At 38.2% G+C, this 26,346-nt stretch carries 21 protein-coding genes and 1 pseudogene; 18 read left to right on the top strand and 4 right to left on the bottom strand.

The features are described 5' to 3' along the window. Positions 1 to 7: 7 nt before the first annotated feature. The 3 genes from EKQ63_RS28220 to cls form a co-directional block, all read right to left on the bottom strand. Positions 8 to 2,686, bottom strand: coding sequence for a DUF4084 domain-containing protein (locus EKQ63_RS28220; RefSeq protein WP_143881713.1), 2,679 nt, complete (start codon positions 2,684 to 2,686; stop codon positions 8 to 10). A 128-nt stretch (positions 2,687 to 2,814) separates the two neighbouring features. Continuing rightward, on the bottom strand, positions 2,815 to 3,768 hold the full coding sequence (gene uvsE / locus EKQ63_RS28215) for a UV DNA damage repair endonuclease UvsE (protein WP_140421170.1): 954 nt from the start codon (positions 3,766 to 3,768) through the stop codon (positions 2,815 to 2,817). A gap of 32 nt (positions 3,769 to 3,800) precedes the next feature. Beyond that, a complete protein-coding gene (gene cls, locus EKQ63_RS28210; RefSeq protein WP_087955182.1) occupies positions 3,801 to 4,994 on the bottom strand; it encodes a cardiolipin synthase in 1,194 nt (397 codons plus the stop codon). 306 nt (positions 4,995 to 5,300) lie between these two features. Here cls and EKQ63_RS28205 point away from each other — a divergent pair, with 306 nt between their 5' ends. The 8 genes and pseudogenes from EKQ63_RS28205 (at position 5,301) to pyrG (ending at position 15,216) form a co-directional block, all read left to right on the top strand. Continuing rightward, positions 5,301 to 7,412, top strand: coding sequence for a (Fe-S)-binding protein (locus EKQ63_RS28205; protein WP_143881712.1), 2,112 nt, complete (start codon positions 5,301 to 5,303; stop codon positions 7,410 to 7,412). A gap of 9 nt (positions 7,413 to 7,421) precedes the next feature. Continuing rightward, positions 7,422 to 8,703 (top strand): annotated as a pseudogene (locus tag EKQ63_RS28200) (acetyl-CoA C-acetyltransferase). 49 nt (positions 8,704 to 8,752) lie between these two features. Beyond that, a complete protein-coding gene (locus EKQ63_RS28195; protein WP_088326405.1) occupies positions 8,753 to 9,604 on the top strand; it encodes a 3-hydroxybutyryl-CoA dehydrogenase in 852 nt (283 codons plus the stop codon). Positions 9,605 to 9,677: 73 nt separating this feature from the next. After that, positions 9,678 to 10,808, top strand: a complete 1,131-nt coding sequence (locus EKQ63_RS28190) for an acyl-CoA dehydrogenase (protein ID WP_088326403.1) — start codon at positions 9,678 to 9,680, stop codon at positions 10,806 to 10,808. A gap of 21 nt (positions 10,809 to 10,829) precedes the next feature. Further along, positions 10,830 to 11,969, top strand: coding sequence for an acyl-CoA dehydrogenase AcdA (acdA, locus tag EKQ63_RS28185; RefSeq protein WP_143881711.1), 1,140 nt, complete (start codon positions 10,830 to 10,832; stop codon positions 11,967 to 11,969). Positions 11,970 to 12,033: 64 nt separating this feature from the next. After that, complete coding sequence (locus tag EKQ63_RS28180; protein WP_000238599.1) at positions 12,034 to 12,663, top strand: TetR/AcrR family transcriptional regulator; 630 nt, start codon at positions 12,034 to 12,036, stop codon at positions 12,661 to 12,663. Positions 12,664 to 12,817: 154 nt separating this feature from the next. Then, positions 12,818 to 13,351 (top strand): DNA-directed RNA polymerase subunit delta, encoded by a 534-nt coding sequence (gene rpoE, locus EKQ63_RS28175; RefSeq protein WP_087955180.1) that lies wholly within the window; start codon positions 12,818 to 12,820, stop codon positions 13,349 to 13,351. A gap of 257 nt (positions 13,352 to 13,608) precedes the next feature. Next, a complete protein-coding gene (gene pyrG, locus EKQ63_RS28170; protein WP_000170452.1) occupies positions 13,609 to 15,216 on the top strand; it encodes a CTP synthase in 1,608 nt (535 codons plus the stop codon). Positions 15,217 to 15,247: 31 nt separating this feature from the next. Here the strand turns inward: pyrG and EKQ63_RS28165 are convergent, their stop codons facing one another. Beyond that, on the bottom strand, positions 15,248 to 15,772 hold the full coding sequence (locus EKQ63_RS28165) for a DUF2529 domain-containing protein (RefSeq protein WP_087995309.1): 525 nt from the start codon (positions 15,770 to 15,772) through the stop codon (positions 15,248 to 15,250). Between the two features lie 201 nt (positions 15,773 to 15,973). Between EKQ63_RS28165 and spo0F the strand changes: the two genes are divergently transcribed. The 10 genes from spo0F (at position 15,974) to spoIIR (ending at position 26,321) form a co-directional block, all read left to right on the top strand. After that, the gene (gene spo0F / locus EKQ63_RS28160; protein WP_000398594.1) at positions 15,974 to 16,342 is read left to right on the top strand and encodes a sporulation initiation phosphotransferase Spo0F; all 369 of its coding nucleotides are present in this window, start codon (positions 15,974 to 15,976) and stop codon (positions 16,340 to 16,342) included. A 210-nt stretch (positions 16,343 to 16,552) separates the two neighbouring features. Next, on the top strand, positions 16,553 to 17,410 hold the full coding sequence (locus EKQ63_RS28155) for a class II fructose-bisphosphate aldolase (protein ID WP_001131850.1): 858 nt from the start codon (positions 16,553 to 16,555) through the stop codon (positions 17,408 to 17,410). Between the two features lie 331 nt (positions 17,411 to 17,741). Further along, positions 17,742 to 19,031 (top strand): UDP-N-acetylglucosamine 1-carboxyvinyltransferase, encoded by a 1,290-nt coding sequence (gene murA / locus EKQ63_RS28150; RefSeq protein ID WP_000413260.1) that lies wholly within the window; start codon positions 17,742 to 17,744, stop codon positions 19,029 to 19,031. 116 nt (positions 19,032 to 19,147) lie between these two features. Next, positions 19,148 to 20,113 carry a class II fructose-bisphosphatase gene (glpX, locus tag EKQ63_RS28145; RefSeq protein WP_000442333.1) on the top strand — a complete coding sequence of 322 codons (966 nt, stop codon included), beginning with the start codon at positions 19,148 to 19,150 and terminating at the stop codon, positions 20,111 to 20,113. 318 nt (positions 20,114 to 20,431) lie between these two features. After that, positions 20,432 to 21,703: a transcription termination factor Rho gene (rho, locus tag EKQ63_RS28140; protein ID WP_001053898.1), complete on the top strand. Its 1,272-nt coding sequence runs from the start codon at positions 20,432 to 20,434 to the stop codon at positions 21,701 to 21,703. A gap of 521 nt (positions 21,704 to 22,224) precedes the next feature. Next, positions 22,225 to 22,470, top strand: a complete 246-nt coding sequence (locus EKQ63_RS28135) for a type B 50S ribosomal protein L31 (RefSeq protein ID WP_000643437.1) — start codon at positions 22,225 to 22,227, stop codon at positions 22,468 to 22,470. Between the two features lie 108 nt (positions 22,471 to 22,578). Beyond that, entirely contained in the window at positions 22,579 to 23,163 is a 585-nt protein-coding gene (locus EKQ63_RS28130; RefSeq protein ID WP_000280861.1) for a thymidine kinase, read from the top strand. Between the two features lie 260 nt (positions 23,164 to 23,423). Next, complete coding sequence (gene prfA / locus EKQ63_RS28125) at positions 23,424 to 24,491, top strand: peptide chain release factor 1 (RefSeq protein ID WP_029441082.1); 1,068 nt, start codon at positions 23,424 to 23,426, stop codon at positions 24,489 to 24,491. Then, complete coding sequence (gene prmC, locus EKQ63_RS28120; RefSeq protein WP_071725956.1) at positions 24,491 to 25,342, top strand: peptide chain release factor N(5)-glutamine methyltransferase; 852 nt, start codon at positions 24,491 to 24,493, stop codon at positions 25,340 to 25,342. Before prfA ends, prmC begins: the two co-directional genes overlap by 1 nt. 112 nt (positions 25,343 to 25,454) lie before the next feature. Further along, positions 25,455 to 26,321 carry a stage II sporulation protein R gene (gene spoIIR / locus EKQ63_RS28115; RefSeq protein WP_103627336.1) on the top strand — a complete coding sequence of 289 codons (867 nt, stop codon included), beginning with the start codon at positions 25,455 to 25,457 and terminating at the stop codon, positions 26,319 to 26,321. The last annotated feature ends 25 nt before the right edge of the window (positions 26,322 to 26,346 follow it).

Here is a 26,346-nt window from a genome sequence, read left to right as displayed (position 1 = left end):
GTCTTACTTAGACGGTTGTTTTTTTGTGGAGTAACCTCCAAACGTCTTTACTAGAAACAGGCTTGCTAATAAAGAATCCTTGAATGTGGTCACAGTTTTGCTCATATAAAAACTTCCATTGTTCTTCGGTCTCTACACCTTCTGCAATAACTTCTAAATTTAGTTCTTTGGATAGTGTAATAATGGAAGAAATAATCGCTTCTTCTAAAGGGCTAGTTGTAATTCCGCAAATAAATTCCCGAGCAATTTTTAATGTATTGATTGGATATTTTGTTAAATAAGCTAAAGAACTATAACCAGTTCCAAAATCATCAATTGAAATTTGAATACCAAGATTTTGAAGCTGTTCTAATTTTGCAACTACAGATTGATTTTGATTAATAGCGATACTTTCTGTAATTTCAATATCTAGTGCTTCTGGTTTTAACTCTGTTTCCTCTAAAACCTTTGAAATAGTTGGTATTAAATTTGCATGGTTAAATTGAACAACAGATAAATTTACACCGACTTTTAAGTGAGAAAAACCTTGATTATGCCATCTTTTTGCTTCTAAGCAAGCGGTACGCAAAATCCAATTTCCAAGTTCAATAATGAATCCAGTTTCCTCTGCTAGCGGAATAAATTGGGCCGGGGATACGATACCAAGCTTTGGATGTTTCCAACGAAGTAATGCTTCAAAACCGATAATTTGTTTTGTTTTTGTGCTTACTTGCGGCTGGTATTCAAGGAAAAATTCATTTTGTTGTAATGCTTTTGCAAGTTCGCCTTCTAAAAATTGGATTTCATTTTGAGCAATACTTATTTCTTTTGAGAAGAAAACAAATCGATTTTTTCCATTTGCCTTCGCGCGATACATAGCCATATCAGCATTTTTCATTAATTCTGTTACATCTGTTCCATAATCAGGGTACATTGCAATTCCGATACTCGGTGTAATAGACAGTTCTTCGCCTTGAATGAAGAATGGTTTGTTTAAAATATTTAAAATCTGTTCAGCAATAAAAGCCGCACTTTTTTCTGAGTACATATCTGGTAATAGAATTGTAAACTCATCTCCGCCTTGGCGAGCAACGATATCTTTTGAACGTAAGCAACTGCGTAATCTTTTTGCTACTTCAATTAATAATAAATCTCCGACGTCGTGTCCGAGTCTATCGTTAATTTTTTTGAATCGATCTAAATCAAGGAACATGACGGCAACATCATTGACGCTAGTTTGAGCTGTATTTAAAATGTTTTTTAAATCTTTTTCAAACTTTCGGCGATTTGGTAATCCAGTAAGTGCATCATGAAAGGCTAAATGTTCTACTTGTTTTTGTTTTTCATATAAAGTTGTAATATCACGTGCTATGCCGAACATTCCAACAACTTCTTTGTTTATGAAAGTAGGAATGAGGGTAATGTGAAGGTAATAGTAATAGCCTTCTTTTTCTTTTGTGCGAACTTCTAAAGTTTGTGGTCTACCTTCTGTTGTTATTTGTAAAGCTTTCTTTAGTAGATCATGGTCTTTTGAGTCAATAAAGTGTAGAAGAGAATAGCTTTCTACTTCACAATAGTAGGCGGTAAATAGGCTTTCACAAGCTGTATTAGATTGTTGGAAAATACCATGCATATTTAAAGAGAAAACGGCATCAGGATGATCTTCGAATAAAGATTTATAGCGTTGTTCACTCTTTGATAACGCAGATGCACCCTCTTCTACTTTACCTTCTAGTTGTGTAGTCAACTGCTCGTATGTATCGATTAGTGCCTGATTATCTTTCCACATATAAAGTTGTCGTAAAAATAATAAGATGAGAGATAATACTAGACCGATCAACATGAACTTATCATCCCAAGGTTGAAAGATAATAAAAGAAAAAGTAATGATTACACTAAAATAAGGTAATATAAAGCGTACATAATCAAACCGGTAATATTTTGCTTTCGTTTCATGCTGTATTGGTTTATTTAAAATATATAGTATGGATGACAAACCAATTAATAAAATCGAAGCAGTATGTATTAAGTAAGAGACTTCAGAAGAAGTTTCCATCCCTGCGTTTAATTGAAAGAGATGTATATATCCGTATACAAGTATGATAGTAAAGCCGATAATTAATGAGATTCTACTAGCAGAATATTGTTCTCGTCTATATAGACTAATAACGGCGTAAATGACTAATGATTGTGCAATAAAGTATCCAATTAAAACCCAATGATCTATTGTTAACATACGAAAGCTTGAACGGTCCAAAATAAAAGTTAAGGTAAAATAAATATTCATAATAATGATAAAGATGCTATCGAATGAAAATTGAGCTAGGCCTCTAATGGAGTAATGTTTTATGAACTTTATAGCAAAGCCAGAAAAGAGCAAAATATATTGTACGATAAAAAAGGGTAATGCCGTATATGAGAATATGACTTGGTCATATATAGAAAGTGAATGAAGAAATAAAGTTATCTCCATTGTCAATCCACATAGGCAAGTGCATAGTAATAAAACCCAAAATAATTTATCACCGCGCTTCATTTTCTTAATAGCTTTATATAAACAATAGCAAGAAAAGAGTGCAGCAAAACAAAATAAGAAGAGAATTCCAATTTCTTTTATATTCAAGTTCTTAGGAATAAGAAATATCCAAAGAGAAAATATAATTATATATATCATAACAAAGTGTACATATTTTTTTTGATTGATCATATTATGACTCCGTTTCAATAAAGTTGAATCACAGGTGGAAAATGCTAATTCCAATCATAGCATATAAAATAGGGTGTTTTTTACTAAAAAAATTACTTTTTTTGAAAAAAATAGCTCAACATTACAATTTACCATTGTAATGTTGAGCTATTTATTCTTTTTATTCCTCTTATAGCGGATAATTCATGTATGAATTGCAGCATCGCTAAATCTTTCTGTTTACTTTCAATCATAATATCGAAATTATGATTGATTTTTTTTGCAACGTGTAAGAAAGGTTTAATAAACTCTAAATCAATATATTCCGCGTGAGCCCTAAATTCTTTTTTTGATTTAGGGGAGGAAATATGAACTTTAGGAAGGATATTTGTATGTGCCCAAGTTTCAAAAATTGCAGGAAGTAACTCTTCTAACGGTTCTTCGCAAAGATTTGCCATGTGATGATGATAATCAAATACAAATGGAACCTTTTCTTTTTGGCAAATAGATAAAGTTTCAGCAGTTGTATATGTTTTATCATCATTTTCAAGTGTCATTTGCCTCTTTATATGTGCAGGAAGTTTTTTTATGTTTTCATGGAAACGTTCAACCGCTTTTTCTTTATTTCCGTAGGCACCACCTACGTGGATGTTAATATAAGAAGAATCTGCAATTCCTATTGCATCTAATACTTTATAGTGATAAGTCATATCTGTAATAGCGTTAGTTGTAATGTGTGGCTTATCGCTTGTAAATAGTGTAAATTGATTTGGATGAAAACTTACTCGTAAATTATGTTCTTTAATTAATGCCCCAATTTTACGCCAAAGCGGTGTGAACAAACCGATGTAATCAAACTCGACTTCGGGATGTGTTGCAAGTGGGACGATGGAAGAAGATAAGCGATATAATGGAATTTCATGCGCTATATTGTAATGAAGAATACGTATTGTATGCTCAAGATTCTGCCGCGTAACATCGTATAATTTATCTTCTCGTTCTTGTTTACTAAGCTTTTGAAAGCTTGTAAATGTCATCGTTTTAGCCGGAGAACAGTCCCAGAGTGCCATTGCATGTGAGACATATCCGAAACGCATAATCATAATGAATACATCTCCTTTATGCATTATCTTTCCTATAGAAAGAAAGCAAGTATTGTTCCTATCCATTCTTTGCCTCTATTAATGAGGGAATTCGGACTAACATCTTTCAAGGAAAGTAATGACGCATTTTCTAGATCTTCGTGGAATTTATTTTTTACTGTTTGTATAAAATGTTCATCATATAAAAGGCAGTTGATTTCATGGTTAATATATAAACTTCTCATATCAAAGTTTGCAGTTCCGATATCACAGATGTAGTCATCAACTATAATAACTTTAGCGTGAAAAAACCCTTGTTGAAATGCGTAAATATTACAGCCAGCTTGTATTAACTTTCGGCAATATGGGAATTTTGCTTCTCGAACAAGGGGATGATCCGCTTTTTCTGGAACGAGAATCGTGATTTGAACCCCGCGTTGTCGCGCTTTTAATAATGCATTCATAATTTTTCTTCCAGGAATGAAATATGGTGTACCGATAAAGAGTTCTTTTTCTGCGCTTTCAATTAAATATAAAAATGTATTTTGCAAGTAGGCCCCATCAGTAGGGATAAAACGATGCAGAATGGTTCCTGGTTGTTGTTTAGGAAAATAAAGAGATGCCTCTAATAAATTTTGACCTGTATCGTCCAGCCAATCATGTAAAAATTGCTTTTGTAAATCTTGTATTCCTTCTCCTGTAAGACGTAAGTGATAATCGCGCCATAATCCTAATTTTTGATTATGCCCTAAATATTCTTCTCCAATATTAAATCCACCAATATAACCAATTTTCCCGTCGATAACTGTAATTTTTCTATGGTTTCTTTGATTTGCAGAAAAGAAAGGAAAAGGAAACTTTACTTTGTGACAAAATGAAAAAGAGACACCATGTTTTTGTAGGGAGCGAATGGCCTCATTTGATAAATGATGGCTTCCCAATCGATCGAGTAGAAGTCTTACTTCGATTCCTTCCTTTGCCTTATCAATAAGTAACTTTAAAAATTCCCGGCTGATTTTATCGTTTTTTACAATGAAGAACAAAACGTGCACATGGTGTTTCGCCTGTTTTATATCAGTAAATAGAGCGTCATACAAATCTTTTCCGTATGTATAAAGGTGAAAATCACTTTGACGTAAAGGGAAAGAACGAGAACGTACACGCTTTAAATGAATAATTCTCCCATAAGAAAGATCAATTACAATCCAGAGAGTGCTACCTACTAATAAGAGAGATAAGAAGAACATGAGTAAATTCCCTCCTTCACGGTCTTTTCACCATTTGTTTTTTATAAATCAAACATTCATTTTATCCTGTTATTTGTGGCCTAATAATTAGTAAGGAGTAAATAACTTCTACTGATTAAAGTTTCACTTTATAGTTTCACCGAAATAAACAGCTTTATTAAAAAATATGTTGTTGTATAACAAAAAACTGTTGACTGAATGCTCACTCATTATATAATGAAGGTAGGGGATAAAATTCAGAAAATTATATGTTTTTGAAGATTCTAAAAAAGAAAGAGGGCTTACAAAGAGAGGGGTAGCATAAAAATGAATAGCTTACTGATCATGAATTGGCTGGCTGCCATTGCTGTTATTGCTTATGCGGGATATTTGTTTGTGTATCTTATACGAACGAGGATGGCCTACATACAGTTAGGAAAAAAGATTGAATTTGACCGTCGTTTTAAAGAGCGTTGGGATCTCCTTAAGGTCAATGTTTTCGGTCAAAAAAAGCTGCTGAAAGATAAAAAGAGCGGCATTATTCACGTTATGTTCTTTTATGGATTTATTCTTGTCCAATTTGGAGCAATTGACTTCGTTTGGAAAGGACTCGCACCAGGATCACATCTTCCACTTGGACCACTATACCCTGCATTTACATTCTTCCAGGAAATTGTCACACTTGTTATTTTAATTGCAGTCTTTTGGGCTTTTCATCGACGTTATGTTGAGAAGCTAGTTCGTTTAAAACGTAATTTCAAATCAGGCCTTGTTCTTATCTTTATCGGTGGCTTAATGATTTCTGTGCTACTCGGTAATGGGATGGGAATTATATGGCATGGCGAGGAGCTTTCATGGAGTGAGCCAATCGCTTCTGCAATCGCTTACGTTTTCTCAGGGATAAATGAAACCGCAGCCATTTCTGTGTTCTATTTCTCTTGGTGGGTGCATTTACTAATTTTGTTAACGTTTTTAGTTTATGTTCCACAATCGAAACACGCGCATTTAATTGCGGGACCAGCTAACGTTTTCTTCGGCCGTCTTTCAAATCCAGGGAAACTTGAAAAGATTGACTTTGAAGATGAAACACAAGAAACATTTGGTGTTGGTAAAATCGAAGACTTTAGACAAAATCAGCTTATTGATTTATACGCTTGCGTAGAGTGTGGTCGTTGTACAAATATGTGTCCGGCAACAGGAACAGGGAAAATGTTATCGCCGATGGATTTGATTTTAAAACTTCGCGATCATTTGACTGATAAAGGAGCTGCAGTGACATCAAAAGCACCGTGGGTTCCGGTAGTTGCTTTTAATAATACACAAGGAAATCAGTTAGCGATGATGGCAGCTGGGAAAGGACAACAAGAATCTGCAGCCACAACACTCGCTTACGATCCGAGTTTAATCGGAGATGTTATTACAGAAGAAGAGATTTGGGCTTGTACAACGTGTCGTAACTGTGAGGATCAGTGTCCGGTTATGAATGAGCATGTTGATAAAATTATTGATTTACGCCGCTATCTTGTTTTAACAGAAGGAAAGATGGATGCGGAAGCGCAGCGTGCGATGACAAACATCGAGCGTCAAGGGAATCCGTGGGGTCTAAACCGTAAAGAGCGTGAAACTTGGCGCCAAGGTGATGATGAAGTAACGGTTCCAACTGTAAAAGAAAAATCGAAAGCTGGCGAGGAGTTCGAATATTTATTCTGGGTTGGTTCAATGGGGTCATATGATAATCGTAGTCAGAAGATTGCGATTTCGTTTGCGAAGTTGATGAACGAAGCAGGCATTTCATTTGCGATACTCGGTAATAAGGAAAAGAACTCTGGAGATACACCGCGCCGCCTTGGAAATGAATTTGTCTTCCAAGAGATGGCGACAAAAAATATCGAGGAATTTGAAAAAGCAGGAGTGAAGAAAATCGTTACGATTGACCCTCATGCTTATAACACATTTAAAAATGAGTATCCGGACTTTGGCTTGCAAGCAGAAGTCTATCATCATACAGAACTGCTAGCTCAGTGGGTGAAAGAAGGACGCTTAAAACCGGTTCACGCTATTGAGGAAACAGTTACGTACCATGATTCCTGTTACTTAGGAAGATACAACGAAGTATACGAAGCGCCACGAGACATTTTGAAAGCGATTCCTGGTGTGAACCTTGTAGAAATGGCACGTAACCGTGAAACGGGAATGTGCTGTGGAGCAGGTGGTGGCTTAATGTGGATGGAGGAAACAACAGGTTCTCGCATTAACGTTGCTCGTACAGAACAAGCATTAGCTGTACAGCCATCCATTATCGGTACAGGATGTCCTTATTGCTTAACGATGATTAGTGATGGGACGAAAGCGAAAGAAGTTGAAGAGAAAGTTCAAACTCTCGATATAACAGAGATTTTAGAACGCTCAGTGATTGGACAGAAGAAAGAAGCAATCTAGTTTGTAGGAATGCATACAACTTTAGAAAGAGGTGCAATTATTGCACCTCTTCTCAACGTAGGAACACCGAGCGCACGCTCAGTGATAAAAAGAAATGGGGGAAAGAAATATGAGTAAAACTGTTATTTTAAGTGCTGCAAGAACACCGGTTGGGAAATTTGGTGGATCTTTAAAAGATGTAAAAGCAACAGAACTTGGAGGGATTGCAATTAAAGCGGCGCTTGAAAGAGCAAATGTTGCTGCTAGTGATGTTGAGGAAGTTATATTCGGAACGGTTATTCAAGGTGGGCAGGGACAAATTCCATCGCGCCAAGCGGCAAGGGCTGCTGGAATCCCTTGGGAAGTGCAGACGGAAACAGTGAATAAAGTTTGTGCATCGGGGCTTCGTGCGGTTACGTTAGCGGATCAAATTATTCGTACTGGTGATCAATCATTGATTGTAGCTGGTGGTATGGAGTCGATGAGTAACAGTCCTTACATTTTAAGAGGAGCAAGATGGGGATACAGAATGGGCAACAACGAAGTCGTTGATTTAAACGTTGCTGACGGTTTAACATGCGCATTTTCAGGTATACACATGGGTGTTTATGGCGGAGAAGTTGCGAAGGAAGATGGAATTTCTCGCGAAGCGCAAGATGAATGGGCATATCGTAGCCACCAGCGTGCGGTTTCAGCACATAAAGAAGGACGGTTTGAAGAGGAAATCGTGCCAGTAACGATTCCGCAAAGAAAAGGCGATCCTATTGTCGTTGCAAAAGATGAGGCGCCACGCGCGGATACAACAATTGAAAAGTTAGCAAAATTAAAACCTGTATTTGATAAAACAGCGACAGTGACAGCTGGTAATGCACCAGGCTTAAACGATGGTGGTGCTGCACTTGTATTAATGAGCGAAGAGAGAGCGAAGCAAGAAGGAAGAAAGCCGTTAGCGACAATTTTGGCACATACAGCAATTGCAGTGGAGTCTAAAGATTTCCCGAGAACGCCAGGTTATGCAATTAACGCATTGCTTGAAAAAACAGGAAAGACAATTGAAGACATCGATTTATTCGAGATTAATGAAGCATTTGCAGCAGTAGCAATTGCAAGTACAGAGATTGCGGGAATTGACCCAGAAAAATTGAATGTAAATGGCGGCGCAGTGGCGATGGGGCATCCGATTGGAGCAAGCGGAGCGCGCATTATCGTTACACTAATCCATGCACTGAAGCAACGCGGCGGCGGAATTGGTATTGCTTCGATCTGTAGCGGTGGTGGCCAAGGTGATGCAGTGATGATTGAAGTTCACTAATTAAAGTTCGAGGGTATAAAATTTATTAACAATTAAGGGGGAAGAAAAAATGGGTGTACAAAACATTGTTGTAATTGGTGCAGGGCAAATGGGATCAGGAATTGCACAAGTATGTGCAATGGCAGGATATGACGTGAAGGTACAAGATTTAAAGCAAGAGCAATTAGATAGAGGATTGGCTATCATTACGAAAAACTTAGCGCGCCAAGTAGAAAAAGGACGCATGAAGGAAGAAGAAAAGGAAGCGACATTAAATCGTCTTGCAGTAACGCTTGATTTAGATTGTGTGAAGGAAGCAGATCTTATTATTGAAGCAGCTGTTGAGAAAATGGATATTAAAAAGAAAATCTTTGCGAATTTAGATGAAATTGCTCCAGAACACGCAATTTTAGCGACGAATACGTCATCTCTGCCAATTACAGAAATTGCAGCGGTAACGAAGCGTCCGGAAAAAGTAATCGGTATGCACTTTATGAATCCAGTTCCAGTTATGAAGCTTGTTGAAATTATTCGTGGTTTGGCTACCGATGATGCGGTATACGAAACAATTGAGGATATTACGAAGAAAATTGGCAAAGTACCAGTTGAAGTAAATGATTTCCCAGGATTTGTATCGAACCGTATTTTATTACCGATGATTAACGAAGCAATTTATACGTTATATGAAGGTGTAGCGACGAAAGAAGCAATTGATGAAGTCATGAAGCTTGGTATGAACCATCCGATGGGGCCTTTGACACTCGCTGATTTTATCGGTTTAGATACGTGTTTATACATTATGGAAGTGTTGCATGAAGGATTAGGAGATAGTAAATATCGCCCATGTCCGTTATTACGTAAGTATGTGAATGCAGGATGGTTAGGGCGTAAAACAGGTCGTGGATTCTACGTTTACGAATAAATGCCCCCTTTGTTACAAAATAGTGGTCTTACCAAATTATTTAAAGGATATATAGCAAATGGAGGCGGAATATATGAACTTTCGTTTTAATGAAGAGCAGCAAATGATGAGGAAAATGGTTCGGGATTTTGCACAGAAGGAAATAGCTCCCTTTGTTCCTAGTATGGAACAAGGGGTATTCCCAAAAGAGATTTTGCAGAAGATGGGTGAGCTTGGGTTAATGGGAATTCCAGCGCCTGCAAAATACGGTGGGGCAGAAATGGATTTTATTTCTTACATTTTAGCAATTGAAGAAATTTCAAAGGTAAGCGCAACGGTTGGTGTAATTTTAGCTGTACATACGTCAGTTGGAATGAACCCGATTTTATATTTCGGAACAGAAGAGCAGAAAGAGAAATACGTTTCTAAACTTGCGACTGGTGAATATTTAGGTGCATTTGCATTAACAGAACCAAATGCAGGATCGGATGCAGGAAGTTTGAAATCAAGAGCTGTGAAGAAAGGCAATCATTACATCATTAATGGATCGAAGGTGTTCATTACAAATGGTGGTGAAGCAAGTACATATATTGTATTCGCTTCTACAAATCCAGAGGCAGGAAAGAGTGGGATTTCTGCATTCATAGTAGAGAAAGATACACCAGGCTTAATTATCGGTAAAGATGAGCATAAAATGGGACTACTTGGTTCTCGCACTGTACAACTTACGTTCGAGGATATGAAGGTACCGGCTGAGAATTTACTTGGTGAAGAAGGACAAGGATTTAAGGTAGCGATGGCGAATTTAGATGTTGGACGAATTGGAATTGGGGCGCAAGCATTAGGGATTGCTGAAGCGGCGCTTGCATGTGCGATTGATTATGCGAAAGAACGTGAGCAATTCGGAAAGCCAATTGCGGCGCAGCAAGGGATTGGCTTCAAACTTGCAGATATGGCAACTAGCGTAGAAGCGGCGCGATTACTTGTATATAGGGCGGCATCGCTAAGAGCGCAAGGATTACCATGTGGTAAAGAAGCATCTATTGCGAAATTATTCGCTTCTAAAACAGCTGTTGAAGTTGCAATTGAAGCGGTACAAGTATTTGGTGGTTACGGTTATACGAAAGATTATCCAGTAGAAAGATTTTTCCGTGATGCGAAAATCACGCAAATATATGAAGGAACGAGTGAAATACAGAAACTTGTTATTAGCCGGGCTTTATAAAAGCACAAGGGGGAGACGGGCATGCATTTTAAACTATCAGAAGAACATGAAATGATAAGAAAAATGGTTCGGGACTTTGCTAAGAACGAAGTAGCACCGACAGCAGCTGAACGTGATGAAGAAGAGAGGTTTGATCGTGCGCTATTTGATCAAATGGCAGAGCTTGGTTTAACCGGAATTCCGTGGCCTGAAGAATACGGCGGAATTGGAAGCGATTACTTGGCGTATGTAATTGCTATTGAAGAATTATCACGCGTATGTGCTTCTACAGGTGTAACATTGTCTGCACATACTTCACTTGCTGGTTGGCCAATTTTTAAATTTGGAACAGAAGAGCAAAAGCAAATGTTTTTACGACCGATGGCTGAAGGAAAGAAAATTGGTGCATACGGCTTAACGGAGCCAGGGTCTGGATCGGATGCTGGTGGAATGAAGACAATCGCCAAGAGAGACGGAGACCATTATGTTTTAAATGGATCGAAAATATTTATTACAAATGGCGGTATTGCCGACATTTATGTTGTATTCGCGTTAACTGATCCTGAATCAAAGCAGCGTGGTACGAGCGCGTTTATTGTGGAAAGTGATACACCAGGATTCTCAGTTGGGAAGAAGGAAAGCAAGTTAGGGATTCGCTCTTCACCAACAACTGAAATTATGTTCGAAGATTGCCGTATTCCTGTAGAAAATTTACTAGGGGAAGAAGGACAAGGGTTTAAGATAGCGATGCAAACATTAGATGGTGGCCGTAACGGTATTGCGGCGCAAGCGGTTGGCATTGCACAAGGGGCTTTAGATGCTTCAGTAGAATATGCAAGAGAGCGTCATCAGTTTGGGAAGCCGATAGCGGCGCAGCAAGGGATTGGCTTTAAACTTGCAGATATGGCAACGGATGTGGAGGCGGCGCGTCTTCTAACATATCAAGCAGCTTGGCTGGAATCAGAAGGACTTCCTTATGGTAAAGAGTCGGCGATGTCAAAAGTATTTGCAGGTGATGCAGCAATGAAGGTGACGACTGAAGCGGTACAAGTATTTGGTGGTTACGGTTATACGAAAGATTATCCAGTAGAGCGATACATGCGAGATGCAAAGATTACACAGATATATGAAGGAACACAAGAGATTCAAAGGCTCGTAATTTCTCGTATGTTAACGAAGTAGGATCAAAGGCGTAGGTATTTTCCTACGCTTTTTCCTTCCAAAAAATAATAGAGAGGTGAAGGGGATGGTTAAACATAATGTGCACGCATCAGTGAAAGATGAGAAATTAGTTGCGTTAAGACGTGAACAAATGATTAAAGGTGCAGTGCAATTGTTTAAGCAAAAAGGATTTCCGCGTACAACAACGAGAGAGATTGCAAAGGCAGCTGGATTTAGTATTGGAACGCTTTATGAATACATTCGTACAAAAGATGATGTTTTGTATTTAGTTTGTGATAGTATTTATGAACATGTAAAAGAAAGATTAGAGGAAGTAGTTTGTACAGAAAAAGGAAGTATAGAAAGTTTAAAGATAGCAATAACGAATTATTTTAAAGTGATGGACGAATTGCAAGAAGAAGTATTAATAATGTATCAAGAGGTACGCTTTTTACCGAAAGAATCACTCCCGTATGTATTAGAAAAGGAGTTTCAAATGGTAGGAATGTTTGAGAATATTTTAGAACAGTGTACGGAAAATGGAACATTTACATTAAATAAAAAAGAAATACAGCTTCTTGCGCATAATATTTTTATACAAGGACAGATGTGGGGATTTCGACGTTGGGCGTTGCAAAAGCTATATACGCTCGAAGAATATACAGAAATGCAAATTAGGTATGTATTACAAGGGGCCCATATGCTTCCGAAATAAGGAATGCACAAATTATAATTTTACTGCCCTATAAAAGTTTCCCGTTTTTTTTGTAGCATATTTGTGCGACTTTTGTTTATAATGAATAGTATGGATTTTTTTAAGCAGGCCGTTATATATAAGGTTATATTTGATGAAAGGAAGTGCCGCATAAGTGGATTTTAAGCAATATTCACCAGAAGAGCTAAAAGAATGTTCAATGATTGAAGTTGTACATAGCGTTTTAGGGGATAAAAAACAAGCAACGACATTCAACGAGTTGGTTCAAGAAATCGCTCAAGTGCTGGGACTATCTCAAGAGCAAGTTAATGCGAAAATCGCACAATTTTATACAGACTTAAACATCGATGGACGTTTCATTAATTTAGGAGAAAATCGTTGGGGGCTACGCAGCTGGTACCCATACGAGCAAATTGATGAAGAAATCTTGCCTCAACCAAAACCGAAGAAGAAACGTAAAGTTGAAGAAGACGGTTTTGACGACTACATTGAAGAAGATGAAGATGACTTTGATGATGTAGACGGAAATGAAGACGAAGATGAAGATGTAGAAGATTTGGACAAGGTTCTTGAAGACGAAGACGGAGACGACGATGATCTTGATGATTTAGACGAAGATGAAGATGACTTCGCTGAAGAAGAACTTGAGTATGATGAAACTGAAGAAGAAGAAGAGGAAGAACTGTAGTTCTTGACTTTTCATTATCGTCCATGTAGAATCATTTTTGGGCTCTTTAAAAAAGGACGATAATACTTTTAAAGTGTAAATATAAAAGAAAATTGCTCCCTACTTATTACTTTATGTGATGAGGGGAGCAATTTTCTTTTTTGTTTTTTGTTTAGAAAATAAAAAGAGTCTAACAATAAGATGGATACAGTGTTATCTACATACGTTGCGCTTTGCAACGGTGATTATATAACAGCAAAATAGAAGGGAGCTTTTTCATGACTAAGTATATTTTTGTAACAGGCGGTGTAGTATCGTCTCTAGGAAAAGGTATTACAGCAGCATCTCTTGGAAGACTTTTAAAAAATCGTGGTTTAAACGTAACGATTCAAAAGTTTGATCCATACATTAACGTAGACCCAGGGACTATGAGCCCATACCAACACGGTGAGGTATTCGTAACAGATGATGGTGCAGAAACTGACTTAGACCTTGGTCACTATGAGCGTTTCATCGACATCAATTTAAATAAATACAGCAACGTAACAACAGGTAAAATTTACTCTTCAGTTCTTCAAAAAGAGCGTCGTGGTGAATACCTAGGAGGAACAGTTCAAGTTATTCCTCACATTACTAACGAAATTAAAGAGCGCGTATACCGTTCTGGTCGCGAAACAAACGCGGACGTTGTTATTACAGAAATTGGTGGAACTGTTGGTGACATCGAGTCTCTACCATTCTTAGAAGCAATCCGTCAAATTAAGAGCGACATCGGTCGTGACAATGTAATGTACATTCACTGTACGTTAATCCCGTACTTAAAAGCAGCGGGTGAAATGAAAACAAAACCAACGCAACATAGCGTTAAAGAGCTTCGCAGCTTAGGTATTCAACCAAATATTATCGTTGTTCGTACAGAAATGCCTGTTTCTCAAGATATGAAAGACAAGCTTGCATTATTCTGTGACATTGATACAAAAGCAGTTATTGAAGCACGCGATGCAGATACTTTATATGCAGTTCCATTATCTCTTCAAGAGCAAAATATGGACCAAATCGTTTGCGATCACTTAAAATTAGACAATCCAGCTGCAGATATGACAGAGTGGACTGCGCTAGTTGAAAAAGTGCGTAACCTTTCTAAGAAAACAAAAATCGCTCTTGTTGGTAAATACGTAGAGCTTCAAGATGCATACATTTCTGTTGTAGAAGCACTTCGTCATGCAGGTTACTCTTTCGACACAGATGTAGAAGTGAAATGGGTAAATGCTGAGCACGTAACAGCAGAGAACGTACAAGAATTAGTAGGAGACACAGATGGTATCCTTGTACCAGGTGGCTTCGGTGATCGTGGTGTAGAAGGTAAAATCGTTGCAATTCAATATGCTCGTGAAAACAAAGTTCCATTCCTAGGAATTTGCTTAGGTATGCAACTTGCATCAATCGAATTCGCACGTAACGTATTAGGATTAGAAGGAGCTAACTCTTCTGAAATTAATCCTGACACACCTTATGCAATCATCGACTTATTACCAGAACAAAAAGATGTAGAAGACTTAGGTGGTACACTTCGTCTTGGCCTATACCCATGTAAGCTTGCTGAAGAAACAAATGCTTACAATGCTTACAATGAGCCGGTTGTATATGAGCGTCATCGTCATCGTTATGAGTTCAACAATCAATTCCGTCCGGATATGGAAAAAGCAGGATTTGTATTCTCTGGTACAAGCCCAGACGGCCGTTTAGTTGAAATCATTGAATTAAAAGATCACCCTTGGTTCGTAGCAGCACAGTTCCACCCAGAACTTGTTTCTCGTCCAAACCGTCCACAACCATTGTTCCATGACTTCGTAAGAGCATCTATTACGAATAAAGAGAGCAAGTAATAAAAAAAGCGCCTGAAATAGGGCGCTTTTTTTAATATTCATTTAACATTTCATCGATTGTAAATTTGATCCCGTGATATGCAAATAAAGCTATCATTAAGCTGGGGAATCCGTAGCGATTACCTTCATCGTCTGGAATAAGCCCTTTTAACAATTTTGTATCAATATGTACATCTGTATATTGTTCTAGTGATTCAGTACCTTCTTGAATAGCAGAAATGCCGACAATAGAGTGTCCATCTGCTTGAAGTTTTTTTGCTATTGCTACAACTTCTTCATCTGTTGAAAAACGGCTGATAAGAAGTACACGATCTGCAGAAGTTACTTCTACTTCTTTATTATTTTCAAATAATCGTTTTGCTTGCTTCATTGGTTCAGCACCGAATAGCGCTTCAGCAACAACGCCCTCCATTTCATTTGTACCATGTAAATAAATGAAACCTTCGCCAACTAATGCTTGAGCAAGTAGACGGGCGCTATCTTCTATATTCATTTCCTCTTTTTGAGAAACTCTGGAGAAATAACCGCTTAATTGGGTTGAAAAAATTTTTAACATAATGATACTCCCTTCGTACGTGTTTACCGGCTTTCATTATAGTTTATTTTTTTAGAAAGGTGAAATCGAAGGTGGCATAACAAAATGGGAAACGGTAAAATAAGAAAGAAATAGGAAGGAATTTGGTAAAGAATAGCGAAAATTAATCGTTAAGATATAAGAAGCTTTAAATCTTGTACTTACACAGAAAGGTTGGGAGTTATGGAAGGGAAAATTTTAATCGTTGATGATCAATATGGCATTCGTGTGTTATTACATGAAGTGTTCCAAAAAGAAGGTTATCAGACATTCCAAGCAGCGAATGGATTTCAAGCTTTAGATATCGTGAAAAAGGATAATCCAGATTTAGTTGTGTTAGATATGAAAATTCCAGGTATGGACGGTATAGAGATTTTAAAGCATGTAAAAGAAATTGATGAGAGTATTAAAGTGATTTTAATGACTGCTTATGGAGAGCTTGATATGATCCAAGAAGCAAAAGATTTAGGTGCTTTAATGCATTTTGCTAAACCATTTGATATTGATGAAATTCGTCAAGCAGTGAGAAATGAGCTCGCTGTAGAGGCTTAAAAATGAATTTTTTATAAAAAATATGGAAAAAAGCGTTTACATGGACTATTGTGCAGGTGAATACGGTTGAGTTTTTGAGTACAAGTTGTTATCCTATTGAGTGTAGAAAAAAGTCCGGTATGTAGATATACATATTTTACCTTATTCTGGTCATACTACCAGCGATAAGAACTTATCGGATACAAAAAACGTTTTTTAGGAGGATTCACCATGCCTTTAGTTTCTATGAAAGAAATGCTAAACAAAGCACTAGAAGGAAAATACGCAGTTGGTCAATTCAACATGAACAACTTAGAGTGGACTCAAGCTATCTTAGCTGCTGCGGAAGAAGAAAAATCTCCTGTAATCCTAGGTGTATCTGAGGGTGCAGCTCGTCATATGACTGGTTTCAAAACAGTTGTAGCTATGGTTAAAGCTTTAATCGAAGAAATGAACATCACTGTTCCTGTAGCGATTCACCTTGACCACGGTTCAAGCTTCGAAAAATGTAAAGAAGCAATCGATGCAGGTTTCACATCTGTAATGATCGACGCTTCTCACCACCCATTCGAAGAAAACGTAGAAACTACTAAAAAAGTAGTAGAATACGCACACGCTCGTAACGTATCTGTTGAAGCTGAGCTTGGAACAGTTGGCGGACAAGAAGACGACGTAATCGCTGAAGGCGTAATTTACGCTGACCCAGCTGAGTGTAAGCACCTTGTTGAAGCAACAGGTATTGATTGCCTAGCTCCAGCTTTAGGTTCTGTACACGGTCCTTACAAAGGTGAGCCTAACTTAGGATTCGCTGAAATGGAACAAGTTCGTGACTTCACTGGCGTACCTTTAGTATTACACGGTGGTACTGGTATCCCAACTGCTGATATCGAAAAAGCTATCTCTTTAGGTACTTCAAAAATCAACGTAAACACTGAGAACCAAATCGAGTTTACAAAAGCTGTTCGTGAAGTATTAAACAAAGATCAAGAAGTTTACGATCCTCGTAAATTTATCGGACCTGGCCGCGACGCTATCAAAGCAACTGTTATTGGTAAAATTCGCGAATTCGGTTCTAACGGTAAAGCGTAAGAATAAAATTCCGTTTTGGAAACCGTCTACTCTTTTAGACGGTTTCCTTTCGTTGTATAATGAAAGCGTGAACAAGTCTAAAGATTTTATCATTTTGTTTTTGAAATAGAAAATAATGTGCATAGTCCTATTAATAAATGTGATAACGTATCTAAATTGATAAAGTAAATTCGATAAATAGTTAATCTTTATCTTTTTGTATTACAGGAGAAATGAAGATAATGGTTTCCTATTTATTGAGTTTTGGGATGGAAAAGTAATTGAGATTCTTAAGGGGGAGCTTTCTATAAAAATATAGAAAGTAAATACATTCACAAGAAGGGAGCTCAATATGGAAAAATTGCTAATTGAAGGCGGAAGAGCTTTAAATGGAACAATTCGCGTGAGTGGTGCAAAGAACAGCGCCGTTGCACTAATTCCAGCGACAATTTTAGCAGATACTCCAGTAACTATTGGTGGTGTCCCTAATATTTCGGACGTGAAAATGTTAGGAGACTTACTAGAGGAAATTGGAGGGAGAGTGACTTATGGACAGGAGGAAGAGATGGTAGTCGATCCTTCTAACATGGTTGCAATGCCTTTACCAAATGGAAAAGTGAAAAAATTGCGTGCTTCTTATTATTTAATGGGTGCGATGCTTGGCCGTTTTAAAAAAGCTGTTATTGGGCTTCCAGGTGGATGTCACTTAGGACCGAGGCCGATTGATCAGCATATTAAAGGGTTTGAAGCGTTAGGTGCACATGTTACGAATGAACAAGGTGCTATCTATTTAAGAGCAGATGAACTACGAGGGGCACGTATTTATTTAGATGTTGTTAGTGTAGGAGCTACGATTAATATTATGCTAGCAGCCGTACGAGCGAAAGGTAGAACTGTTATTGAAAACGCAGCGAAAGAACCAGAGATTATTGATGTAGCTACACTGTTAACTAGCATGGGAGCACGTATTAAAGGTGCTGGTACAGATGTAATCCGAATTGATGGTGTGGATTCACTGCACGGTTGTCATCATACGATCATTCCAGATCGTATTGAAGCGGGTACGTATATGATTTTAGGTGCTGCGTCAGGAGGAGAAGTAACAGTTGATAATGTTATTCCTCAGCATTTGGAGTCAGTTACCGCAAAATTAAGAGAAGCTGGTGTCCAAGTTGAAACGAATGATGACCAGATTACAGTGAACGGTGATAGAAGATTAAAAGTAGTTGATATAAAAACGCTTGTATATCCAGGTTTCCCAACCGATTTACAACAGCCGTTTACAACACTTTTAACAAAGGCGCATGGAACGGGTGTTGTAACGGATACGATTTATGGCGCACGTTTTAAACATATTGATGAATTACGTCGTATGAATGCGCAAATTAAAGTAGAAGGTCGGTCAGCTATCGTAACTGGTCCTGTTTTATTACAAGGTGCAAAAGTGAAAGCGAGTGATTTGCGAGCTGGAGCAGCCCTTGTTATTGCAGGATTAATGGCGGATGGAATTACAGAAGTAACCGGACTTGAGCATATCGATCGTGGTTATGAAAATATAGTAGACAAGCTTAAAGGGCTTGGTGCAAACATTTGGCGAGAACAAATGACAAAGCAAGAAATTGAAGAAATGAAGAACGCATAAGTGATACTTCCGCGAGGGGGAAGCGAAGCATCACTACTTGCGGAAGTACACTTTATAGAAAAACACGGTTCACAAAATACGGCAGAAATATAAAGGCTTAAAGGAGAGGGATTATCGTGGAAAGAAGTTTATCTATGGAGTTAGTACGTGTAACAGAGGCTGCAGCTTTATCATCAGCGCGTTGGATGGGACGCGGGAAAAAGGATGAGGCAGACGGTGCAGCAACATCAGCTATGCGTGATGTATTTGATACAATTCCGATGAAAGGTACAGTTGTAATTGGTGAAGGTGAAATGGATGAAGCACCAATGTTATATATCGGAGAAAAATTAGGTACAGGATATGGTCCGCGTGTAGACGTTGCAGTTGATCCTTTAGAAGGGACAAACATTGTAGCAGCTGGTGGATGGAATGCTCTTGCTGTTATTGCAATTGCAGATCACGGTAATTTGTTACATGCTCCTGACATGTACATGGATAAAATCGCGGTTGGCCCAGAAGCGGTTGGGGCGGTCGATATTGATGCGCCTATTATCGATAACTTACGTGCAGTTGCGAAAGCGAAAAACAAAGATATTGAAGATGTTGTAGCGACAGTTTTAAACCGTCCACGTCATCAAGCAATTATTGAAGAAATTCGTAAAGCTGGTGCTCGCATTAAATTGATTAATGATGGAGACGTAGCTGGCGCAATCAACACCGCATTTGATCGTACAGGTGTAGATATTTTATTCGGCTCTGGTGGTGCGCCTGAGGGTGTGTTAGCAGCAGTTGCATTAAAATGTTTAGGTGGAGAAATTCACGGGAAATTATTACCACAAAACGACGCTGAATTGGCGCGTTGCAAAAAGATGGGCATAGACGACATCAACCGCATCCTTCGCATGGAGGACTTAGTAAAAGGTGACGATGCAATCTTCGCAGCAACAGGCGTAACAGACGGAGAACTATTACGCGGCGTTCAATTTAAAGGTAGCGTAGGAACAACACAATCTCTTGTTATGCGTGCGAAATCAGGCACAGTACGCTTCGTAGACGGACGTCACAGCTTGAATAAAAAACCGAACTTGGTTATTAAATAAAAAGTGTAAGCGGCTCGTTCAGAATCGCAGGCTATTTGGAGCTCTCGACCTTGAAGCGCTCTTTACTTCGAGTGAGAGATTGAAATGACCGGAGATTCTAGCTGATGAAACTAGATTAAATAAAAAGCGAAGACAAATTTTCTTGTCTTCGCTTCTTGTATTTGTGTTTCAACGTATTGATTAAAACTAGATAAAAGGGTTACAATAGTGAATATTACCCTACTTGAACTTATTGCCTTTCATTATTAATTATTTGCCTTCCGTATTTTTTCCCTTTACCCATGTGAAAAGAGAATAACGTTAAAGTGTGGTGTCTGAATGAATTTGTCAATTGCAGCATTAGAAAACATGAAATTAAAAGAGTTATACGAGCTTGCGAAAGAATTTAAAATTTCGTATTATAGCAAATTAACGAAAAAAGAGTTAATCTTCGCCATTTTAAAAGCTCGAGCAGAAAAAGAAGGTTTCTTCTTCATGGAAGGCGTATTAGAAATTATTCAATCAGAAGGATTTGGATTCCTACGTCCTATCAACTACTCTCCAAGCTCAGAAGATATTTATATCTCAGCTTCGCAAATTCGTCGTTTCGATTTACGTAATGGAGACAAAGTTTCTGGTAAAGTACGACCTCCGAAAGAAAATGAACGCTATTTTGGATTATTACAAGTTGAAGCTGTAAACGGAGATGATCCAGAGTCAGCAAAAGAGCGTGTGCATTTCCCTGCATTAACACCATTATACCCAGATCGCCAAATGAAATTGGAAACGGAACCGAAAAAGTTACCGACACGCATCATGGATTTAATTGCACCAGTTGGATTTGGACAACGTGGTTTAATTGTCGCGCCTCCAAAGGCTGGTAAAACTAGTCTATTAAAAGAAATCGCACACAGTGTTACAACAAATCATCCGGAAGCTGAATTAATTGTCCTTTTAATTGATGAGCGTCCAGAGGAAGTAACAGATATTGAACGTTCTGTTAAAGGAGATGTTGTAAGCTCTACTTTTGATGAAGTACCAGAAAATCATATTAAAGTAGCGGAACTTGTGTTAGAACGTGCAATGCGTCTTGTAGAGCACAAAAAAGATGTTATCATTTTAATGGATAGTATTACCCGTTTAGCGCGAGCTTACAATCTTGTTATTCCGCCAAGTGGTAGAACATTATCGGGTGGTATCGACCCAGCTGCCTTCCATAGACCGAAGCGTTTCTTTGGAGCTGCACGTAATATTGAAGAAGGCGGTAGCTTAACAATTTTAGCAACAGCTCTTGTTGATACAGGATCTCGTATGGACGATGTAATTTACGAAGAATTTAAAGGAACTGGAAATATGGAACTTCACTTAGATCGTTCATTAGCTGAGCGTCGTATCTTCCCGGCAATTGATATTCGCCGTTCTGGTACACGTAAAGAGGATCTATTAATTCCGAAAGAACATTTAGACAAGCTGTGGGGTATTCGTAAAACAATGCGTGATACACCAGACTTTGTTGAAGGTTTCTTACGTAAACTTCGTCAAACAAAGACAAATGAAGAATTTTTACAAAATATTGTTGCAGATTCGAAAAGATATGTAACAACGAAGTAAAGGGAAAAGATTGGGACTCGCTTATTTTATGGTAAGCGAGTTTTTTTATGTTTTTTAGGTGATGTTAAAGAAAGATGAGTGGAAGGGCATTAGTTGGTTCTAGCTGGATGAGTTGCCTCCACTTTAAGATAATATCCAGCTCCAGTAGCTAGAATCTCCGGTCATTTCACTCTCTCGCTCGAAGTAAAGAGCGCTTCAAGGTCGAGAGTTCCAATGCCCTGCGATTCTGAGCGAGCCGCTTCTGCTTTTAAATTGTATCTAGTTCCGACGACTAGCTCTTCGTGTCTAAGAACCTTCCGCCCGAAAGGTAAAAAGCACCTTTGTGCGAGAGAACCTTAGCTGGTCAGAGCTGAACGAGCCGTCTCCACTTTTAATTTAAAAAGACAAAAACAGGTAGTTGCAAAATGAAGTTAGCCTTGTTATAATTTCATCATATGTGTTTCATCAATATAGTTGTGTATGCAGCTGAAGATGAAAAACTCTGTTTCGAAAATGATTCAGGGCGGAAGGAGATGAAAAGAATGAAAGCAGGAATTCACCCAGATTACAAGAAAGTTGTATTCATGGACACAAACACAGGCTTCAAATTCTTAAGCGGATCTACTAGAGGATCTAACGAAACTGTTGAGTGGGAAGATGGTAACACTTATCCATTACTAAAAGTTGAGATCAGTTCTGATTCTCACCCATTCTACACTGGACGTCAGAAGTTTGCTACTGCAGACGGACGCGTTGACCGCTTCAATAAGAAATACGGTCTTAAGTAATAAAAACATAAAACAGGCAAGTGTATCTATTCGCTTGTCTGTTTTTTTTGCGAAAATATTATACCTTTACCCTACTTTTAATTAAAAAGTAGATGAAAGGAGAGCTTCATGTACTTAATAAATCAGAACGGTTGGATTGAAGTGATTTGCGGTAGTATGTTTTCTGGTAAATCAGAAGAGCTTATCCGCCGTGTGCGTCGTACGCAATTTGCGAAACAACATGCAATTGTATTTAAACCATGTATTGATAATCGCTATAGTGAAGAAGATGTTGTATCACATAACGGATTAAAGGTAAAAGCAGTTCCTGTTTCAGCTTCAAAAGATATATTTGAACATATCACTGAAGAAATGGATGTAATTGCAATCGATGAGGTGCAATTCTTTGATGGGGACATTGTGGAAGTGGTGCAAGTATTGGCAAATCGTGGCTATCGTGTCATTGTAGCTGGTTTAGACCAAGATTTCCGTGGTCTACCATTTGGACAAGTTCCTCAGCTGATGGCGATTGCTGAACATGTAACAAAATTACAAGCAGTATGTTCTGCATGTGGATCTCCGGCAAGTCGTACACAACGATTAATTGATGGAGAACCAGCGGCATTTGATGATCCAATTATTTTAGTTGGTGCTTCAGAATCGTATGAACCACGCTGTCGTCATTGTCATGCAGTTCCTACAAAACAAAGATAAGTAAACTCGCTGTGCAAGGCGGGTTTTTTTCAGAATAGAGAGTGTGAGCCGCTTACGCTTTTAAATATATCTAGTTCCGGTGGCTAGCTCTTCGCATCTAAGAACCTCCCGCACGAAAGGTAAAAAGCACCTTTTGTGCGAGAGAACCTTAGCTGGTCAGAGCTGGACGAGCCACCTCCACTTTTAAATATAATTTGCGTTTTTTTGAGTAAGTACCATATACTATTTGTATTAGATACTAGGATGTAGAGGTGAATGATGTGTTAGATCGTTTGCAAGCTGTAGAAAATCGTTATGAAAAGTTAAATGAATTGTTAAGTGACCCAGAAGTTATTAGCGATACAAATAAGCTTCGTGAATATTCAAAGGAACAGTCTGATATACAGGAAACGGTAGAGGTGTATCGTGAGTATAAAGATGTTCGTGAGCAATTAAAAGATGCGAAAGCAATGTTAGAAGATAAGTTAGACGCAGAAATGCGTGAAATGGTAAAAGAAGAGGTTTCTGAGTTAGAATCACAAGAAAAAACATTATCAGAGCGTCTGAAAATTTTACTTGTACCAAAAGACCCTAACGATGATAAGAACGTTATCGTTGAGGTTCGTGGAGCTGCTGGTGGCGACGAGGCCGCTTTATTTGCTGGTGACTTATACCGTATGTATAGCCGTTACGCTGAGGTGCAAGGTTGGAAAACGGAGATTATCGAGGCTAGCTATACAGAGTTAGGTGGATATAAAGAGATTATCTTTATGATTAACGGTAAAGGTGCTTTCGCGAAGCTGAAATTCGAGAATGGCGCTCACCGTGTACAACGTGTTCCTGAAACGGAATCTGGTGGACGTATCCATACATCTACAGCAACTGTAGCTGTATTACCAGAGGCAGAAGAAGTAGAAATTGATATTCATGAGAAAGATGTTCGTGTTGATACATTCGCTTCTAGTGGACCTGGTGGACAGAGCGTTAACACAACGATGTCAGCGGTACGTTTAACGCATTTACCGACTGGTGTAGTTGTATCATGTCAGGATGAGAAATCACAAATTAAGAATAAAGAAAAAGCGATGAAAGTATTACGCGCACGTGTTTATGATAAGTTTAGACAAGAAGCACAAGCTGAGTATGATCAAAACCGTAAACAAGCTGTTGGTACGGGTGATCGTTCAGAGCGTATTCGTACGTATAACTTCCCGCAAAACCGTGTTACAGACCATCGAATCGGTTTAACGATTCAAAAGTTAGATCAAATCTTACAAGGTAAGTTAGATGATTTCATCAATGCCTTAGTAATGGAAGATCAGGCTCAAAGGATGGAGGCAGCTGAGTAATGCGTGTCTATGAAGCCCTGAAATGGGCTTCTTCTTTTTTACAGGAAAATGGACGAGATGAAAATGCGGGAGAAATTGTCCTTTGTCATGTATTAAAGACGAACAGAACCGGAATGCTCATGAATATGCGTGAAGAAATAACTGCGGAACAAGAAAAAAGTTTTACAGAGTTTATCCACAAGCATGTAGAAGGTACTCCAATTCAATATATGATTGGTCATGAAATGTTTTATGGAAGATCGTTCTTTGTGAATGAAGAAGTATTAATACCAAGACCGGAAACAGAAGAGCTTATAGTAGGAGTGTTAGAAAGAATCGAGCGTCATTTTGGTGATGAGAAACTACATGTAGCAGATATCGGTACAGGTAGCGGAGCGATTTCGATTACGCTTGCTTTAGAAAATAAAAATATTCATGTGTATACGGTAGATATTGCGCGGGAGTCGATTGAAGTTGCAAAAGAAAATGCGAAAACTTTGGGCGCAGAAGTAACGTTCTATCACGGTGATTTATTATCACCATTTTATGAAACGGGTCAAAAGTTAGATGTTGTTGTTTCAAATCCTCCATATATACCGGAAGAAGATTGGCGTGGTCTTTCTCCCGTGGTGAAAGAGCATGAGCCAAAGAGAGCGCTTGTTGGTGGTGAAGACGGATTAGATTTCTATCGCCGCTTTATGGAAGAGTTGCCGAATGTGTTGCAGAAGAAAGCAATTGTCGCATTTGAAATTGGAGTAGGGCAAGGCGAGGACGTGAAAGGGCTGTTACAACAAGCATTTCCACATGCTCATGTTGAGGTTGTTTTTGATATTAATGGAAAAGATCGTATGGTATTTGCGGAGATGGAGTAAGGTTCACACCTTACTCTATTTTTTTGTGGAAAAATTCATATAGATTTTGAATTTAATAGTTTAGAAAGATGAAAGTCTGTCCACACTGTTTGTAGAAGGGACGGTGGAGGAAATGAAAAAACAAGTTATTGCTTATCTTCTTCTATTATTAATTGGTGCACAGTTACTTGTGCAGTTTGGATATATGAAAGCTGATGCAAAAGGGCCTTCAGTTATTCCGAAAGAGGCCGTTCGATTACGGATTTTAGCAAATAGTGATTCAGATAAAGACCAGGCGTTAAAGCGCAAAGTGCGTGATGAGGTAAAAGCACAAATTGATGGATGGGTAGCTGATTTAACTTCATTTGAAGAGGCACGCAAGGTCATTCAAAGTCATATTCCAGAAATCGAAAAAACAGTAGCAAATACGTTGAAAAAAGAAGGAAGTAAAGATTCATTTCAAGTGAAATTCAGTAAAAATGTAAAGTTTCCTACAAAGGTATATGGGAATTTTATTTATCCGGCAGGGGAATATGAAGCAGTCTTAATTACAATTGGGGAAGGTGAAGGGGCAAACTGGTGGTGTGTATTATTTCCACCGATGTGTTTCTTAGATTTTTCAAGTGGTACAGCTGTAAGGAAAGAAGAACATGTTGTGAAGGCTGAATCTCCTGAAGAGGAGCAAGTGAAACAAATAGATGATGAAGAAGTAGTAAATGCAGAAGAGAAAAAAGGGGATGAGGTGAAGGGAAAGAAAGTTGTAAAGCAGGAAGTTGCAAAAAAAGTAACAGCTTCTGAAAAGAAAGTAGTAAAAAATGAAACGAAAGTAGAAGAACAACCTGTAAGTAAAGAGGAAACAAAAACTGTGGAAAAAGTGGAGAAAACTGTGGAACAAAAACAAGAAAAGCGAAATGAGTATGTAAAAGTAGAGGAGGAAGAAGAAAAGCCAGAAGTTAAGTTATTTATTGTAGAAGCTTTTACATCTTTATTCTCTAAATAGTACTATTCATAAATCCCTTCTCATA

The sequence above is a fragment of the Bacillus sp. BD59S genome, assembly GCF_007363175.1.
Lineage (GTDB): Bacteria > Bacillota > Bacilli > Bacillales > Bacillaceae_G > Bacillus_A > Bacillus_A pacificus.
This window is presented reverse-complemented; position numbering and strand designations above follow the sequence as displayed.